Genomic DNA, 17785 nt, shown 5'->3' on the forward strand with positions numbered 1-17785 from the left:
GCTACCATGAAAATTAATCGCTGTAATATCAAAAAAAGGCATTACTAAATTAGACGCAGCTCAGTCAATTTTTTTAAAACGAGAGCGCCGACATAGTGTTTTATCTGATGATAGTTGACTAGTTTAAGATACTTTAGGTTCTTGTATAGAGACGATGTATCCCAATCCTTCGAGTCTCCGAAGTGAATGATTTACAATTGATTGCTGTCTCTGTTTGTCAAAATAGTCTTCGCCTAGATCTACATACATTTCTTTACGAGTTAAAAGGTAATAGGCTATTCTCATCATGGCATGTGCAACTACAATACCAGCGCGTTTCCTGCCTTTTCTCGAGGCTGTTCGCCTATACAATGCTCCTAGATAGTTCTTCGAACCTTTTACTGAATGAGCTGCTTCTGTTAATGCTGATCTTAAATATTTGTTGCCCTTTTTTGTTTTTGCTGATTTTCTTTTCCCAGCACTCTCGTTATGACCTGGTACTAAACCAGCCCATGAACACATATGTGGTGCAGTTGGAAATTGATTTTTAACGTCAGTTCCTACTTCAGACATGATTTGCTCAGCCATTCTTCTTGCTATACCAGGAATAGAATCTAATCGTTCAATATCTTCTTGATAAGTGTTCATTCTTTCTGCAATCTCAGAATCAAGCATATCTATTTGATCTGTTAAAAAATCAATATGTTTTAAAATAGTTTTCAGCATTAGTCGCTGATGTGAGCTAACGTATCCTTTTAGCGCTAATTCTAACTCTTCCTTTTTCTTTTTCATTGATCGACGAGCGAAGTTTGCAAGTATTTCGGGATTATCTTCACCATCTGCGATTGCGTTAAGCATATCTCTAGCTGATACTCCCATAATATCTGACACAACTGATCCTAACTTAATATTCGCTCCTTCCAACACTTTTTGAATGCGATTGTGTTGCCTGGCACGTTCTTCAATAATGCTTCGACGATAACGAACGAGCTCACGTAATTCACGTTGATTTCGATCAGGAATATAACTAGCTTTAATCAGTCCGTGCCGCAGAAGCTTAGCTATCCATTCAGCATCCTTAACATCAGTTTTACGTCCTGGAACTGCCTTCATATGCTGTGCATTGACAACTAAAAACTCAATATCCTCAGCTTCTAGTAAATTCACAATAGGCTTCCAGTAAACACTTGTGCTTTCCATGGCAACATGTGTGCATTTGTACTGTTTAATCCAGTCAACTAGTTGGATCAAAAACACAGTCTTAGTTGAAAAAGTTTGAATCTCCTTCCCTTGTGGTGTGATAATACATGCAGTAATGTTGTCCTTATGGACATCCATACCACAGGCTCTTTCAATAATTACATCCATTGAAATTTTTCCTTTCTACGGCGATTGTTAGAATTAGAGGCTGGTGCATCAACCAGAATAGGATTAATCTACCATGTGTGCTTCCCGTAAGGGAGCGACAATCAGTGGTGCACCGTGGTCGGTGGAGTCAGACTAAAGGATGGGCTCTAACGCACCAAACACAAACGACCTTCCTCTCCCAGCCGTAGAATCAGTATTGACAGTAAAAAACCATTTTCATTCTCTGTGGTGAAGCGCTGGTTTTTGCGCTTCATGGATGGCTAAAGGGAAGTATAGTTGAATAAGATATTCATTTGGAGCATTGATCCAGGAAGATTAATTCCTTTTTAATGAATACTAATATATAGAAATTAGTAGCTTAGTTGTAGAAAAATCTAGAAGATGCATGTTTAAAGAGGGGAAATTATAACAAATGATTAAAGACAATATTAATGACTGGATTGAACTATTAATAAATCTTTCGCCATTGTTAGTTTTTATGCTCTTCTTTTTTAGTAGTCACTTTAAATTTAAATTCAAATATGGGTTAATAACAATTATACATTATCTAATTCTCTTTATTCGAATTGAACCTGAAATGTATACTAAGGCATTTGATATAAAAAATTTACTTTTATGTATATCTGCATTGAGTTTTTCTATTTACTTAATCAAAAAAAGGAAAATTATTTCAGCCGCATTTTTATTAATTTACTTTATTATATGGTCTGCAGCTAGTTGGGGAATGCATAACGGCCTTTAAAGATTTCGCATCTATTAATGATTGGAAGATACATAATGAAAAACAGCAAATGTGAGAGATGTAACTCAATAGGATTAGATTTTAAAAAAAGGAATTACCTTGAAGCCTTTCAATTAATGAGGGAACACGCGAAACAAGGTAACTTAACTTTTGTTGCTGGAAGTTGCCCATTAGATAATCTTGAAGAACATATTGAAACTGAAGATTTATATACCATTGATCATTATTTTAGTTGCTCCTGTGGTCAGGTTTTTTATACTGGTTTTTGCATTAGAGGTTTACCAACTTTGAGGTTATATGACTCACTTCCAAAGGGATTTGATAAAACTATTTCTGGTCGTTATGGAATATTCTTTGAGAAAGAAAAACCTAGAACCTGGTTCTTCAAGTAAAGGGGAAGTTTAGTTGAAGAAGGAAAAGAGTAATTAAACCAATTTATGATGTCCATTTCTGTACAATAAACCTAGCTACAAGCCCAGTAACTATATAAAAAACAAATGAATATATATAATTCCATTTTAGATATGTAACAGTTTCAAGCATAACTGAAATAGGCTCTCCAACAAATGCAAAAATTGTAGCTTGGCTAACAAGAGCAATAATAAATGTTTTCCAAGTATTAAAATATTGATATATCAACATACACGATACGGGAATTATCGAAAAGTCAAATGGTAATGCAAGTAGTCCAGCAGGAACAAATTTAATAGGATAGATCCATGCTCTCAATTCACTACCTAAATCGTCAGTAAAACTGGTGATAATGATGACAATTAGTCCAAAGCTCCAAATTTGAAGAGTACGATCTCTATCAAGGAGCTTATTGAATATCAACCAAGGTACTATCAAAAAGAATACAAGAAACCACCAACTCCAAGTAAATACAGAATCTGATAACCAATTTTCGATTGCTAATGTAGCGTATCTTTCTTGTAATTCAGCTAACTCCTTTACAGTCTCATCCATAGTCCATCTCCATTTTTTAAAACTAGTATTTCAATTTTGCTTGTTTATAATTCAACAAATGGATAATAAATTATATTACCCCATTTATGATTGTTAAATTATTGTTATAAAAATTCAGAACCCAATCGTAAATCAGTTTTACTATTGGGCAGGTTAGCATTCCTGTAGATCGTTAAATATCAGGTTTGAAATAAAAAGAGCGCCTCAGTAAGATATGAGTAAGAGACCAATCAAACTCAAATTCTTAAAAAAGGAGCTCTACTATGAATTTTAAAATGCAAGACAAACAAAATCAACTAATAGAAAGAATTTCCGATAAACATTTAATTGTTGGTGTGGATATTGCCCAACAGTTTCATGTTGCACGAGCTATAAATTACCGTGGAATTATTGTCGGAGATCCTCTTACATTTGAAAATAGTGAAGTTGGTTTCAAAAGATTATTAAATTGGATTCGTAGTCTACAAGAAATGAAAAATTTAAATGCAGCCATCGTTGGAATGGAACCAACAGGTCACTATTGGAAGAACATATCGAAATAGCTAGCTGAACAAGCCATTGAAGTAGTAACTGTAAATCCACACCTAGTTAAAAGGAATAAAGAGAATCGTGATAACACTCAATCAAAGAGTGATAAGAAAGACGCTCTCGTAATCGCTGATATGGCGAAGAACGGTTATTATTCGTTTATTTCAACTTCTTCTGAGTCCTTTGAAAAGCTTAGGGTTCTAATCTCCAATCGAGATGTGATTGTAAAACGAATAGTAAGCTCAACTAATCAGATACATAGATGTGTAGATATTGTCTTCCCTGAACTCAGACAAGTGTTTAAAGATATAACGTGTAAAGGGGCGATTGCAACACTTCGCTTGTTTCCAACTCCATCTGAAATAGCTTTACTGGAACCTCTAGATGTCATGAGGGGATGGAAGTCACTAATGAAGCGACAACCTGGTCCAAAAAAAGCTCAACTAATCATTCAATTGGCAAAATCATCAATAGGAACAGCTCAAGCATTAGATGCTTATAAGTTTCATTTAGAACAATTACTAGAAGAATACGACCTTACTATTAAACAACTCGATAGAGTTGAACAACAAATTAGAGAAGTCCTCTACAAAATACCTTTCGCAAAGAAACTACTTATGATTAAAGGAATTAGTGAGATTTCTTTGGCTGGAATTTTAGGAGAAGCTGGGGATCTAAGTGGTTTCTCACACGGGAACTCTCTTTTACGTCATGCAGGTCTACATTTAGCGGAAGCAAGCTCAGGAAAATGGAAAGGACAGATTGTGATCTCCAAACGAGGGAGATCTCGACTACGGCGTTTCCTCTTCCTAGCAACAGTTAGCCTTGTGAGTAACAATCCAGAGTTTAAAGCAATTCATGCACATAATGTGAAGGTTAAAAAGATGAAGAAAATGAAATCTATTATGAAGTTGATAGGTAAATTAGCAAGAATTTTTGTAGGTATAGCTAAGCGTAATGAAGCTTACTGCCCAAGTAAATTGCAAGAAACAATGCCTTTAGCAGCATAGAAATAAAAACAAACAGTCTTTATAAAAGTAGTAATTAATTTTGAATGTTGTCTTATTCGTAGGATTTCAAATATGTACGAGAGTACCAGGTTTTTTCAACAAAAGGGCACTGTGACCCATCAGGATAGCATAACTGGCCTCCACCCCTTGGATAGGCATGACGAAGGAATGAAAGGGCAATTGACCCGTTGAGACATGGGAGGGAAAGCCTCCAGGGGCGGCGTGGAGATGTACATTATATGGAAGAATTTGGAGTATTATACAACTCCTTTATTTAACTATGCCTTCACGAAGCCAAAAGGATCTTAAATCATTCCATACACTCGTTGATGTAATTTCAAAGGGGATGAAATCCTGCGAATAAGTGAGCATTTAAGAGATAATCGTATCAAACTGAGGGAGTTGAATAACAACTTTCTTACTGTGCATTGATACAGAAAAGGATTAATGCACTTTTTTGTTGAGTTTATTGAATAAGTAAAAGTAAGTTTATGAGAAGGAGAGAGTTTAATTTGTTTTATCAAGATTTTAGTTCAGCTATCTTAACATTAATATTTTGGTGGGTAATATTGCTTTTAGTACAGAGGCTGCTTAACCGTTTCCCTCAAAAAAACAGTTGGAAAAGAGATATTATTATATCTTTTATTCAAAGTATTATTATACTCATATTACTACCAGTCTTATCTTATCTTTTAAAGACTTTCGGTTGATATCATTTACCTTTTTCGATAAGGACAGTTTAGTAAATAATAGGATAGAGATTGGAGAGTAGAAATGAATTATATAATAATCATATTGTTTATTATACTTGGAGTAATTTTGGCAATAGGTTTAGTATCATACTTCGGCAATATTGATATTGTACAGATAATTATGAGTGAGGAATTTTCGGGTTACTATTTTATATCGCAATAAAGCAAGAGTAATAACAATCTAACGATTAATGATTATCTACTGATGACATAGTCCATGAAGGATTTTTTCACCACTTTATTGAAGTAACGGGGCAGTTTAGTGGGGAAATTGTCATTAGCTCTTATTAAACATTCGGGCCATATTGTTTAATAACTATTTTTATGTGCAAAGTAGATCTTGTGAAGGTTTACAACGGTAAGCAATTCTGAATTTAGGAGTTGTTGTAATTTCAGTTCCTTCTGAGAAATAAGGAAACAATAGTCGAATAAGTAGTTTTATAAGCCGTTTAACCTACCTTCAACATTCCGGAACAATCTGATAAGAGGTTGTTCCTTTTTATTTACACTCTAGATTACAGATGCTCATAAAAAATCTTTTATTTCTTCAAACCGGATGAAGGTTAGCTTCGTCTAAAATATGTGAGAGGGTGAAAACTATGAATGGACTAAAACAATTGGCGGTGACAGACGAAAGTATGCTAGACGAGAGAGAGCAGATAATTGATCAATTAATGCATGAATATAGCGATGATATCCTGCATCTCGTATATACATATGTTAAAAACCGAGCTACAGCAGAAGATTTAACGCAAGAGATATTTATAAAGTGCTATGAAAAGTTAAATCAGTTTAATCAGCAGGCAACAATAAAGACTTGGGTATATCGTATTGCTAGTAATCATTGTAAGGATTATTTAAGAAGCTGGCATTATCGAAAAATAACGCTTAGCGATAAAATTTTGGATTATATCCCTCCAAAATCAAAACAGGTTGAAGAGGAAATTATCAAAAATAGTGAAGAAGATATCTTAACTAATGCTGTCATGAATTTACCTCTAAAGTACAGAGAAGTCGTATTTCTGCATTATTATGAAGAACTGTCTTTAAGAGAAATAAGCAAGATTACTACAGTAAATATAAATACATTAAAAACGAGATTAAAGCGTGCGAAAGAATTATTAAAGGACAAGATGATAGAGGAGGTTTAGGAGATGAATGATCCATTTATGAATCTGAAGAGTTCGATGAAAAAATCAATTTTTGAGGATCTTTCTTTTTCAAATGAAAGAAAAAGTGCTGTGCGAGAAGCCATTCGTACGAATCAACAATCACAATTTGATAATTGGAACAGTGAAACCATTATAGCTATATTAGAATCTGTTCAGCATGTATCAAAGGATGGCTACCATATTTCCATTCAACTTTTTCAAAAAAACGAACGTACTTTCCAAAAAAATGAAGGGCAGCTTTATACACTTCTACATCTATTAGAAAATAAAGAAATTCTTACTTCTAATTGGATGAATAATAAGAAATGGTACACCTTAAATTCCAAAGGAAAAAAATACTTAGCTGCCTATAAACAAGATAACTCAAAACAAGTATCCCTTAAACATTTACTAGAGGAGGCGTCCTTATGAGTTCTCCAAAATTTGAAGAATTTTTAAGTAAAGTCACTTCCAAAGTAAAATCTAAGGAAGCACACAACATGATAAAAAAAGAGCTTACTCATCATCTGCAAGAGTTAAGTCAATCTTACAAAAAAAGAGGATTTTGTGAGGAAGATTCAGATGAAAAGGCCATTCAAGAAATGGGAAATCCTTTTACCATCGGAGAGAAATTAAATCCCCTTCATAAGCCAAAAATGGATTGGGTTCTTATTGTTTTATTTGTTATTTTTGCTAGTATTAGTTTTCTTCCGTTAGTTGGTGGAATTCCCGAAGTTTCCTTATCAAGCACCTATTTTATGGAGCGACAGGCTATCTGGTACTGCCTGGCTGTTCCTGTAATTATTGTGTTCCTTTTCTTTGATTACCAAAAATTAATGAATTGGTGGTTGTACTTTTATGCTATCGGCTTGTTGATCCATTTAGATCTCCATTTATTTGGATATATGGTCAACGGAGCAAAAAAGTGGGTTTCACTTTCAGGCCTAACGGTCGATGCCACTATAATGAGTTTATTTTTCTTTTTTCTTGCTTGGGCGGGAATTTTTAACAAAATTAATGAGTTTCGTAGTTGGAAAAAACAAGGTTTTCTTCTTGTTTTATTTTGGATTCCCATTTTGCTCTACATGATGGTTCCAAACTTTATGGTTGGTATCATTTACTTCTTCTGTTTACTAGGAATGTTTACCTTTGCCCGAGTCCATAAGAAATTAGCTATCAAACTTGTCGTAACAAATCTAATGGCTGGTGCCATCTTCGTAATTATGATCATCATGACCTCACGCCAAAGTTATTTGTTTACTAGATTATCTGATTTTATAAATTCAAATTCCGACCCAAATGGAGCAGGGTATATGTATATGGCGGTTAGGAGTGTCCTTGCAGAAGCGGGATGGTTCGGTAACGGACTTTATAATGATTTGAACTTTCAATTGTTACCAGAATCACATACAGATTTTGCTTTCCCATTCCTCGTCTATTCCCTTGGTTGGGCATTCGGAATCGTTCTTTGTTTTATCCTACTGATATTTATTTCAAGAATCTCCAAAAATGCGTTTAAAACAAGGGACCTTTATGGGAGGTTGATCGTAATTGGTGGTGCTGCAATATTTGCCGTTCCTACTACTTGGAACATCTTGATGGGCTTTGGAATCGTGCCAATCATGGAAGTTTCCCTGCCGTTTATTAGTTATGGAGGAAGCGCGATCCTCTTTTACGCCGCTGTTTTAGGACTCATTTTAAATGTTTATCGAAGAAAGGATATGGTAGAACCCACGATAGCAGGATTCTAAGTAATGCAACATTAGTAATAATTTATAAAGGAAACTAGTCATTTCAAATTCTTAAGCATTTAAAGTCAAAAATCTAAATGTCGATAAAAAGTGCGATAGCTAATTCAAAGCTGTCGCCTTTCACTTATTGAAGTACCGGTGCTCTGAAAAGAAGAAATAATTGGTTTTATTAATCCATAAAAGTGCGCTTTTCTTCAATTAGAGGGCGTCTATTTGTAATGCCCCAACACATTTAAGAGGTTAGATCTTGTTAGGGTAAAGAAAAGATTGTGAAGATTGCTACTTAAATGTAGTGTAGTGCTTTACTAAGAAAATCAATCAAATTGAAATTATTTTTATATATTATAAACCCCTATTGCTTTAAGTAAGTAAAGGCAAATTGTCACTTTACTTGGAGCCTCTGCGGACATGATCCTAAGCCATAGAAAGCCAGATTTATAAAAGTTCCTGGCTAAGCCCAAACAGGCTATCATGCCCGCCTCTCCAAATAAAGTGCACGTTTCTATCAGGAGACATTATTAATCTTATTGTTAAAAACTTATAAATGAAAAGCTTTATACTAGCAACTTTTCTTTGATAAGCACTACAGAAACTAACGGGGGCAATAGTTTAAGAAGCACTTTATATAAAGGTTGGCCATAATGGATGTAGAATCCGTTATGGCTTTTTTTATTTCTACAATGTTTTAGATGAAGGAATGTAATTCCAAAAATTCAATAATGTCGTTTTAGATAAATAAATAGCCTACGAATTAACTTGAAAATTCGTAGGCTATAATTCATATGTTTAAGTACGGATTAAATAATTGGTTTAGCACTCTCTTCTGTCATACATCTAAAAGCGGAATGTAATGGCTTCGTCAAATTCATCTAGGTTGTCTTGATCAAAATGATCGATAGAATCGTTATATGTATATATGTTATCTGGTGAAAGGTCGTGGTACCAAATGTTTGATAAAGAATCAGTGTAGATTGGAAAATCACTCATGTTTTCAACACCTCAAAGATAAAATTTTGATTCGTGACATAGTATGTTCAATTTTAAAAATTTTATCATTACAAATGAACTTATTATCGAAAAACAGAGGTTGGTACATCAAAGATATTCCATAAGAGAATAATGAAAACAATGGAAAACAACCATGTTAAAATTGGTCGATGAAAATGTAGTTTTAACAAGGAGAACATCACGATATTAAATAGAATGGACCAACTAAATCCCCATCCATTATGGTACGTAATTAAATGTAAACTCCGATCTCCTAATTCATTTACCAGATAAATTAACAGCCAAAGCAAAATCCAACCGAGCTGTTTTAAACGTTTGCTTGGGAATTTAGATAAATAAATCAGTATTGTAGCGGGATATTTAATAAGCATAATAGAAATAAATACATGAGTATGTGTAAGTCCAATATTTTCATCCACTCCTTGTGGATTATATTTCCACATAGGATATAAATCGGAAAGAAAGTATTGATAAAGTAAATCTCCTAAAAAGAAAAATAAAATTGTCGGATAATACTTTTCCCAGTTTTTCCAATCTCCCCATTTCCAAAGCGCCACAAACCACACTAATGCATAAATAGCATTCACTGCTTCACCTACTGTTTTTTACATTATATGGGTATTATTTACGATGAAAGGTAGAACTATCCGAGAAATGTTAAATTGTATAACTCTTATTATGCAGGTAAAACTACTTGAAGAAGGAGGTGTTGTATAATGGCACAAGATGTTTTATGTGAGGTAAGTAGTTGTGTCCACAACGTACGAGGTGAGAAGTGTGCGGCTACTCAAATTTACGTTGTGAACCATCGTGAAAAAGATGCTGCATCAAGTAGTGAAACAGATTGCAAAACATTTGAACCAAGTGATCTGTAGTTAACGTTGATTGTTCTTACTACTAGTATTGAAAATAATTATCATTATTATTCACGAAAAAGAGAAAAGCATAGAGAAGATTCTATGCTTTTTCCTAATTCAATGCGCATTTTTTAAACTTATTTGTTCAATACCATATCGTTTTTCTCAATAGCCATAAGCTGCATGGGACACTAAAATTTCTTTTTTTAGAGTTTTGAACGACATCAAAAAACTCTTTATCCAATATTTCTAATTCATTCTTTAATTTGGTCAAGTTTTATTCAAATGAATCTTCACCTTCTGGCTTTAACTCAGATAATTCATGATAAATGGTATCCGCCATCTCAAGAGCTAGCAAGGTCTAATCAGATATGCGGATCTTCATCACCATGGTTATGTTCCTCTTCTTCTTGATTATGCTCACTGTCCTCTAGTCCTTCAAGACGAATGACGTTGTAGATTAATGCAATAGCTTCTCGATGTCGACCATTATTTTAGCAGTTGGTTCATACTTGTGTGCATCTACACCGGGTGGGAAAATGCTTTTAACTTCTACAAAATCCCCATCAATTTTCTTCACAAAGTCTTCTAAAGGAAAAATCGTTGTGTATATTGTTAACGTGTCCTTTGTTGCTTTAGAAGTTCCTTCATCTGTACCACATCTAGCTAATAAGCTTGCTACCATATCATTATGATTATCATTTTATATAAAGCTTTCATACTTTTCCCTCACTTAATCCAAATCACTTCGCTTTACATGTCCTTTAGCATATATCGTAATAATTATGGATATTAAACTAAAAGTTTATTATTTTTTCTTTGAAAATCTTAGATAAACATGGTCACGAAGAACATGCAATAACTATTCGTTTCATAGGATAAAAGGAAAATGTATATGAGGTAGAGAATTATATAGTACAAAAATATTTTTAGGAGGGGCAGTACATGTCAGTGTTGAATGAATTACACGAGCTAGTGAAAAAGATGAACGATAATCCAGTACATATTGAAGGGGAAAAGGACCGTGTTTTCCAAGTAAATCTTGATAGCGGGGATGAATTGCAAATTGTGTTGCAAAACGGAATTGTTGAAGTGAAAGAAGGAGCACCGCATGAAGCTGAAGTCACATTAAAGCTTTCTGAGCAAAACTTTTCAAAGCTTTTAAAAGACGACCTAAACACAACATTGGCATTCATGACCGGTGGCCTAAAGGTAGAGGGAAAACTTGGCCTAGCTCTTAAATTACAAGAAATCGTAAAAAACTATCAATAATCTATTTCTTTTTCTTTTCTGGAACAGGATCAAATCCACCTGGATGAAATGGCTGACATTTAACAATACGTTTAATGGTCAGCCATGTTCCTTTTATTGGACCAAAACGTTCAATGGCTTCGACACCATAATGTGAGCATGTTGGATAAAATCGACATGACGGTGGTGTTAAGGGAGAAATAAATTTTTGATAAACACGTATAAATAATATAAACAGTTTCTTCATCTTTGGGAAATCCTCCATTGGGAAAATTTAATTCACAGTATTCCGATTTAAATTGTGGTAAAATGTTCGTTTTTCTATTATTATAAGTATAGAAGACTTATTAGGAGTGATAAACATGCCTTCAGTAGAAAGTTTTGAATTAGATCATGATGCAGTCGTTGCACCATATGTAAGACATTGCGGTGTTCATAAGGTAGGAAGCGACGGCGTTGTAAATAAATTTGATATTCGTTTCTGCCAACCAAATAAACAAGCGATGAAGCCAGATAGCATTCACACATTAGAACACTTACTAGCGTTCAATATTCGAAAGCATTCTGAGCAATATGATCACTTTGATATTATCGATATTTCCCCTATGGGCTGCCAAACTGGTTTCTATCTAGTGGTAAGTGGTTCACCAACTGTTACAGAAATTATTGATGTTCTTGAAGACACAATGAAAGACGCAGTTGAAATTACAGAAATTCCGGCTGCAAATGAAAAACAATGTGGCCAAGCGAAGTTACATGACCTTGATGGAGCAAAACGCTTAATGAACTTCTGGTTACAGCAATCAAAGGAAGACCTTCATAAAGTATTTGGATAAAATATTTAAGAACACCTTGCGAAAGCAGGGTGTTTTTTCTATGGTTTTGACATTATTAATTATTGCATAGAACGTGAAGACAAGCCATATAGTAGTAATAGTAGAAACGTTAGTAGATTAATAGATAGGGGAAGTAAAATGAATGAAAAACTAACATTTCATAAAGATTTCATTGGCTTTGGACTCATTGCTTTGTTTATCTTCTTGTTTTTCTTTAGTCATATCACAACGAGTTTCTTCCAAACATTATCGGAGTCAGTAACCATAATAACTATATTTTCCATATTTTTCAGCATAATCATTAAGGCGATTCCGTTTGTTTTGTTAGGTGCGGTAGTTTCAGCGATTCTTTCAATCTACGTTTCCGAAAAAAAGATTGAACGTGTAATAACTAGTCATCCAGTTTTGGGATGGTTGTTGATAATGTTGTGCTCTGGAGAAAGACTTCTACCGATAGCTAGTAGATACATGAATAAAGGGATGCCTACCTATATAGGAATTGTACTATTATTTGTGGCACCAGTACTAAATCCAGTTGTATTAGCATCCACATATGTTGCTTTTTCGAATACACCGGAAATAATGTACGTGAGAATTGGACTTTCGCTGGTATTGAGCTTGTTTTTAGGTGTGATGGTATATTTGATATTTCAAAATAAGAACCTTTTTACAATGGATGCAGAAGAAAATGACCACAAACCAAGAAAATGGTTACAAGCAGTTAGTGATAAGTTTTTTGAGGTCGGAAAATATGTCTTGATAGGTGCTGGTTTTGTCAGTGTTATGCAAACACTTATTGGAGAAAAGTTGGTGGAAATCGGTTCAAATGAATTACTTTCTTCTGTTCTTCTCATGACATTATCTTTTGTTTTATCAATTAGTCCAGTAGTGGATTCATTTATTGCTTCATCGTTCGAGGGGACTTTACCAACAAACTCAATCCTTGCCTTTTTATTGTTCGGAGCAATGTTTAATTTGAGGAACGTAGCTATATTAAGTAAGTTATTTCAAGTACGATTTATTGTAAATGTTGGTAGCATTCTTTTCATTGGTGTAATATGTTTTGTCTTATTAGTTTAAGAATAGGAAGGAAGAAAAAACTTTGCAAAAAGATATAGGCTTTCATTATTTTTTACGAGGAATTATCTTAATAGGCTTGGCGTTGTTTTTACTAAAAATAATCGTGACAGGTACGATAATTTCATACATATCAACTGGGATGCTGCCGCTCATATATGTGACAAGTGCATTACTACTATCATTAGGCATCATACACGTTTGGCAAAGTGGAGCTAAGGACCAAGAAAAACAAGTGGCAAGCGCGAAGTATCGATCCATTATTTTATATGGAGCTTTTGTGAGTACAATTGTTGTAGGTTTAGTGTTTTCCAATGTTACGCCTATACTTGGAGGGAGCAAAGAGGAATTCATCAAACAGCTAGATCAGATGTTTGGAATTGAAGAAGACCTGCCTAGTGATTTGCATCTGGAGGAAGAATAAATAAAGAGGGTGCCAATCTTTTGAGTAAAAGACAGGCACCATTATTATTACTTCATAATAGGAGGTTTTCTTACTTTTGTTGCTTGTTCATAAGCATAGGCAATCTCAATTAATACTGGTTCAGTGAAGGCTGTTCCAGTAAAGGTAATTCCGACTGGACCATTATCAGACGAATAGCCTGCAGGAACTGTAATGGACGGGTAGCCTGCTTTCGCTGGGATACCTGCGCCGTAATTGTTAGGGAAAACGATAGCATCAAGATTATGTTCATGTAATGTGTAGTCAATTCCTTGTTCAGTAGAAAGGTACTGATCTTGCTCAAGGCTGTTAATATATTCTGGCTCAGTTAATGTTCCGCTAGTAGCCTCAGACTCTAGTAATACCTTTTGTCCGTATTTTAACGTAGCATCCGCATTCTTATTATTAAATCGAATTACATCTGCTAGGGACTGAATTCCTATCCGAGGGTCTACATTTTGAAGATATGCATTTAAATCTGTCTTAAATTCGTATACGAGTACGTTGTAATCCCATTTCTCTTTTGTTGATGGAATTTCAACTGAATCGATGATTGTAGCACCTTTTTCTTTAAGAACAGCGATGGCCTCTTCCATACAAGATTTTTCTTCATCCGATAAATAATCGAAGTAACGATCACGTGCGATTCCGATTCGTTTCCCTTGTAATCCATCTTGAACAAGAAACTCTGTATAATCATAATCAATCATGTTCTTAAAGGTTGCTGGGTCTGTATCATCTTTTCCAGTGATTGCATTCAATAATATGGCTGCATCTTTCACAGTTCTCGTCATTGGCCCTGCTGTGTCTTGTGTATGTGCAATGGGAATAATTCCAGTTCTGCTTATAAGACCAACTGTTGGTTTTATTCCAACTAATGAGTTTCGACTGGCAGGACTCAGGATTGATCCGGATGTTTCTGTTCCAATTGCGACTGTCGCAAAATTTGCAGCAATTGCAGCTCCTGAACCAGAACTAGATCCACCAACTTCGAACTTACCAGGTCCATATGGATTGAGCACTTGTCCACCTCTTGAGCTATACCCAGTTGGCATATCTTCAGCCATGAAGTTGGCCCATTCCGTCATATTCGTCTTTCCTAGTATGATGGCTCCTGCTTCTCGTAACAACTCAGCAATTGATGAATCTTGGGAAGCGTAAGAATTTTTAAGAGCTAGTGAGCCTGCGCTTGTATGTAGTTTGTCACCTGTATCAATATTGTCTTTTAAAAGGACAGGAATACCGTGCATCGGACCTCTTGGACCTGATATTTTTCGCTCAGTATCTAGTGCTTCTGCAATTTGAAGTACATCAGGATTCACTTCAAGAACAGCATTGATGGATATCCCATTTTTATTAAAACTCGCAATTCGGTCAAGGTAAAGTAATACAAGTTCCTTAGCTGTAATTTCTTCCGCTTCCATCGCGGTTTGAATTTCATCGATTGAAACCTCTAGTATCCATTCTTCTTTTAGCTTAGCTAGTTTTGGATTTTTCATCTATTCTTCCTCCACTCGTTTCTTTTCTCCTGACTCTGTCAGTTCGGTTTGTTCCTTTAGATAGGGGTTATCATCTAGTTGGTCGATTGTTTGTTTATAGGCATAACCTTTATTAATGGTAATTACACTTAGAAGTAAAATAATAATGACGACAATAATAGAAATAATCAAAATAGTATACAAGGTTGCACCTCCCTACAATTATTTTACCATGCAAGACTACTGCTTGATAAGATGAGCAAAAAAATATGTTTATTGCCTAAATATATGGGGAATTTAAAAGAGTAAATAGAGAAGAGGGAGTGTTATTTATGTCAGAACGATTAGTCACGACCGTGAATAAGCAAGTTGCAAACTGGAGTGTTCTATATGTAAAATTACATAATTATCACTGGTATGTAAAAGGTTCACAGTTTTTTACCTTGCATGCGAAATTTGAAGAGTTTTATAATGAAGCAGCCTTACACATTGATGAGTTAGCAGAGCGTTTACTTGCTATTGGTGGACAACCTGTAGCAACAATGAGAGAAATACTTGAACAATCTTCCGTTCAAGAGGCAAACGGACAGGAAGAAGCAGAGGAAATGGTTCAAAGTATTATCCAAGACTTCCGAATTATTACCGGAGAGCTAAAAGAAGGAATGTCATTAGCTGAAGAAGTAGGAGATGAAACGACAGGAGATATGCTCCTTTCCATTCACCAAAGCTTAGAAAAGCATGTGTGGATGTTATCGTCTTTTTTAGGTAAGTAATCGGAAAATGGAGTCGGTGCTACAAGTGTGCACTGACTTTTTTTGTGCAAATATTCATACGTAAATAAACACCTCGTACTCACTCATAAAGTAGTACGGAACTGTATAGGTATTAGAAAAAAGCATTTCAATGTACAGTGAGAGGTGTGATGACATCATGTTTTCTGTTACAGGAATGCAAGGCTTTCAGATGTTTAATCTAGAACACAATGTTACATTAGCAGTCTTCTTTTTAACTTGTTTAGTTATGGTGCTTTTTAGAAGAAAACTTATTAATTACAAGCCAATACTAAAATGGTTTATTTTTATTTCGTTAGTTGCTTGCGAAATCTCGATGCATGTGTGGTTAGTTTTAACTCACCAATGGGACATCGGTGATCTTCCATTACACCTTTGTTCCCTCAGTACATTTATTGCTTTGTACTTATTGGTAAACAAAAAAGAGAAAGCTTTTAACTTGTTGTATTTTATTGGAATAATACCTCCTATATTATCGATGATTACTCCTGATATGGTCTATCATTTTCCTCACTTTCGATTTATCAAATATTTTCTTCATCATTCCGTAATTCCTATTGCCGTTTTATATTTCATATTGTTTGAAGGATATAGAGTCCCAAGGAAAGCTATTATAAATAGCTTTGTTATTGTAAACATAATAGCTGTCCCTATATTTACTCTCAATTACCTATTAGGCACGAACTTTTTCTATTTAGCAAATCCAACAGAAACTGAAACATTATTAAATTTTTTCGGCAGCGGAATCATGTACTATATCAATCTTGAAATAGTTGCACTTGTTGTATTTGCAATCACATATATTCCAATGGCCATCGTACAAAAACGAGAAAATAAAAAAAATAGCAAAGAAACGACAGCCCAATCCTTTTAAGATTGGGTTGTTGTATGATTTATTTGTGAGAGAATATTTTCTTTGAATAATTTTAACCGTAATAATGATCGATCTAAATCACTTGTAATGGTGGTGATTAAATCATACTCGGGAATCAAAATTATATATTGACCTCTGTATCCAAGCGCAAAGTAAGTAAATGGGTTGACAGTTTGTTTAGTTTCATCCGTAAGAATCCACCAATGGTAGCCGTACGAGCCGATGTCATTGTAAGTGTTCAGTCTTGGAGAAGTAGATTCCTTGACCCAACCTTCAGAAACAACGGTTTCTCCGTTCCACACTCCGTTTTGTAGCATCAGTGTTCCAATTTTCATCATATCCTCTGTGCTTAGGCATAAGCCGAAGCCACCGATTGCGATTCCTTTTGAGTCTGAATGCCACCTTGTATCACGGATTTGTAACGGATCAAATAAGTGTTTCTTTGCGTATTCCTGTAGCATTTCGCCTGTTGCCTTTTGAACAATTGCACTCAATACGTGAGAGCAGCCAGAATTGTAAATCATCGTTTGTCCAGGAGCATCGGTACGATCTCTGTTAAACACAAATTTCACCCAGTCTTTGCTATTTATCATAGGAAAAGGTTGAGCGTTCCAAGAACCGAATTCTGGCCAATCGATTCCAGGTGACATCGTTAATAAGTGTTCAATTGTAAGCTCTTCTGAAATCGTATTGATCTCTGTAAAATAGGGGTACACAGGATCATAAACACTCTTAATTTCTTTTCGATCAATGGCAATACCGACTAATATAGAAAGTACACTTTTCGTGATAGAGTTTACTTTATGTAATCGATCCTGCATTTTCCGATTGCGATAATAATCATAAACCGTTTTTCCTTTATGGTGGATCAAAAAGGAATATGCAATGTATCTAAATTTTGAAGCATAAAGAAAGAGGCTCCTA

The 17785-nt window shown here is 34.8% G+C and carries 20 protein-coding genes and 1 pseudogene; 12 read left to right on the top strand and 9 right to left on the bottom strand.

Translation table 11 applies throughout. The features are described from left to right. Positions 1 to 123: 123 nt before the first annotated feature. Complete coding sequence (locus JR050_RS01395) at positions 124 to 1347, bottom strand: IS110 family RNA-guided transposase (RefSeq protein WP_204201714.1); 1224 nt, start codon at positions 1345 to 1347, stop codon at positions 124 to 126. 777 nt (positions 1348 to 2124) lie between these two features. Between JR050_RS01395 and JR050_RS01400 the strand changes: the two genes are divergently transcribed. Then, a complete protein-coding gene (locus tag JR050_RS01400; protein WP_204201730.1) occupies positions 2125 to 2481 on the top strand; it encodes a hypothetical protein in 357 nt (118 codons plus the stop codon). A gap of 43 nt (positions 2482 to 2524) precedes the next feature. Here the strand turns inward: JR050_RS01400 and JR050_RS01405 are convergent, their stop codons facing one another. After that, complete coding sequence (locus tag JR050_RS01405; RefSeq protein ID WP_204201731.1) at positions 2525 to 3055, bottom strand: CBO0543 family protein; 531 nt, start codon at positions 3053 to 3055, stop codon at positions 2525 to 2527. Between the two features lie 263 nt (positions 3056 to 3318). Here JR050_RS01405 and JR050_RS01410 point away from each other — a divergent pair. From JR050_RS01410 to JR050_RS01425, 4 genes and pseudogenes are all read left to right on the top strand, one after another. After that, a pseudogene (locus JR050_RS01410) lies at positions 3319 to 4593 on the top strand (IS110 family RNA-guided transposase). 1351 nt (positions 4594 to 5944) lie between these two features. Further along, complete coding sequence (locus JR050_RS01415; protein ID WP_204201732.1) at positions 5945 to 6496, top strand: sigma-70 family RNA polymerase sigma factor; 552 nt, start codon at positions 5945 to 5947, stop codon at positions 6494 to 6496. 3 nt (positions 6497 to 6499) lie between these two features. After that, positions 6500 to 6928 carry a PadR family transcriptional regulator gene (locus tag JR050_RS01420; RefSeq protein WP_204201733.1) on the top strand — a complete coding sequence of 143 codons (429 nt, stop codon included), beginning with the start codon at positions 6500 to 6502 and terminating at the stop codon, positions 6926 to 6928. Next, positions 6925 to 8247 carry an FtsW/RodA/SpoVE family cell cycle protein gene (locus JR050_RS01425; RefSeq protein ID WP_204201734.1) on the top strand — a complete coding sequence of 441 codons (1323 nt, stop codon included), beginning with the start codon at positions 6925 to 6927 and terminating at the stop codon, positions 8245 to 8247. Before JR050_RS01420 ends, JR050_RS01425 begins: the two co-directional genes overlap by 4 nt. 834 nt (positions 8248 to 9081) lie before the next feature. On the opposite strand, the gene JR050_RS01430 is transcribed toward JR050_RS01425, so the two are convergent. Next, a complete protein-coding gene (locus tag JR050_RS01430; protein WP_204201735.1) occupies positions 9082 to 9234 on the bottom strand; it encodes a hypothetical protein in 153 nt (50 codons plus the stop codon). Between the two features lie 83 nt (positions 9235 to 9317). Continuing rightward, entirely contained in the window at positions 9318 to 9842 is a 525-nt protein-coding gene (locus JR050_RS01435) for a CBO0543 family protein (protein ID WP_204201736.1), read from the bottom strand. A 129-nt stretch (positions 9843 to 9971) separates the two neighbouring features. Here JR050_RS01435 and JR050_RS01440 point away from each other — a divergent pair, with 129 nt between their 5' ends. Beyond that, positions 9972 to 10130, top strand: a complete 159-nt coding sequence (locus JR050_RS01440; protein WP_204201737.1) for a DUF1540 domain-containing protein — start codon at positions 9972 to 9974, stop codon at positions 10128 to 10130. A gap of 442 nt (positions 10131 to 10572) precedes the next feature. Here the strand turns inward: JR050_RS01440 and JR050_RS01445 are convergent, their stop codons facing one another. Next, complete coding sequence (locus tag JR050_RS01445; protein WP_239454017.1) at positions 10573 to 10797, bottom strand: metal ABC transporter solute-binding protein, Zn/Mn family; 225 nt, start codon at positions 10795 to 10797, stop codon at positions 10573 to 10575. 260 nt (positions 10798 to 11057) lie between these two features. Between JR050_RS01445 and JR050_RS01450 the strand changes: the two genes are divergently transcribed. Then, positions 11058 to 11384, top strand: coding sequence for an SCP2 sterol-binding domain-containing protein (locus JR050_RS01450; protein WP_204201738.1), 327 nt, complete (start codon positions 11058 to 11060; stop codon positions 11382 to 11384). Between the two features lies 1 nt (position 11385). On the opposite strand, the gene yidD is transcribed toward JR050_RS01450, so the two are convergent. Next, complete coding sequence (gene yidD, locus JR050_RS01455; RefSeq protein ID WP_204201739.1) at positions 11386 to 11610, bottom strand: membrane protein insertion efficiency factor YidD; 225 nt, start codon at positions 11608 to 11610, stop codon at positions 11386 to 11388. A gap of 115 nt (positions 11611 to 11725) precedes the next feature. Here yidD and JR050_RS01460 point away from each other — a divergent pair, with 115 nt between their 5' ends. The 3 genes from JR050_RS01460 (at position 11726) to JR050_RS01470 (ending at position 13700) form a co-directional block, all read left to right on the top strand. Further along, positions 11726 to 12199: an S-ribosylhomocysteine lyase gene (locus JR050_RS01460; protein ID WP_204201740.1), complete on the top strand. Its 474-nt coding sequence runs from the start codon at positions 11726 to 11728 to the stop codon at positions 12197 to 12199. A gap of 138 nt (positions 12200 to 12337) precedes the next feature. Beyond that, positions 12338 to 13279, top strand: a complete 942-nt coding sequence (locus JR050_RS01465) for a permease (RefSeq protein WP_204201741.1) — start codon at positions 12338 to 12340, stop codon at positions 13277 to 13279. 22 nt (positions 13280 to 13301) lie between these two features. Then, positions 13302 to 13700: a DUF1980 domain-containing protein gene (locus JR050_RS01470; protein WP_204201742.1), complete on the top strand. Its 399-nt coding sequence runs from the start codon at positions 13302 to 13304 to the stop codon at positions 13698 to 13700. A gap of 47 nt (positions 13701 to 13747) precedes the next feature. On the opposite strand, the gene JR050_RS01475 is transcribed toward JR050_RS01470, so the two are convergent. Next, on the bottom strand, positions 13748 to 15217 hold the full coding sequence (locus tag JR050_RS01475) for an amidase family protein (protein ID WP_204201743.1): 1470 nt from the start codon (positions 15215 to 15217) through the stop codon (positions 13748 to 13750). Continuing rightward, complete coding sequence (gene ytzI, locus JR050_RS01480; protein ID WP_204201744.1) at positions 15218 to 15400, bottom strand: YtzI protein; 183 nt, start codon at positions 15398 to 15400, stop codon at positions 15218 to 15220. It abuts the gene before it with no gap. Between the two features lie 128 nt (positions 15401 to 15528). Here ytzI and JR050_RS01485 point away from each other — a divergent pair, with 128 nt between their 5' ends. After that, positions 15529 to 15969, top strand: a complete 441-nt coding sequence (locus JR050_RS01485) for a Dps family protein (RefSeq protein WP_204201745.1) — start codon at positions 15529 to 15531, stop codon at positions 15967 to 15969. A 157-nt stretch (positions 15970 to 16126) separates the two neighbouring features. Further along, entirely contained in the window at positions 16127 to 16861 is a 735-nt protein-coding gene (locus tag JR050_RS01490) for a YwaF family protein (RefSeq protein ID WP_204201746.1), read from the top strand. On the opposite strand, the gene JR050_RS01495 is transcribed toward JR050_RS01490, so the two are convergent. Then, the gene (locus JR050_RS01495) at positions 16858 to 17733 is read right to left on the bottom strand and encodes a serine hydrolase domain-containing protein (RefSeq protein ID WP_204201747.1); all 876 of its coding nucleotides are present in this window, start codon (positions 17731 to 17733) and stop codon (positions 16858 to 16860) included. The genes JR050_RS01490 and JR050_RS01495 overlap by 4 nt on opposite strands. Positions 17734 to 17785 lie beyond the last annotated feature (52 nt).

The organism is Bacillus suaedaesalsae (assembly GCF_016890225.1).
Classification (GTDB): domain Bacteria; phylum Bacillota; class Bacilli; order Bacillales; family SA4; genus Bacillus_BS; species Bacillus_BS suaedaesalsae.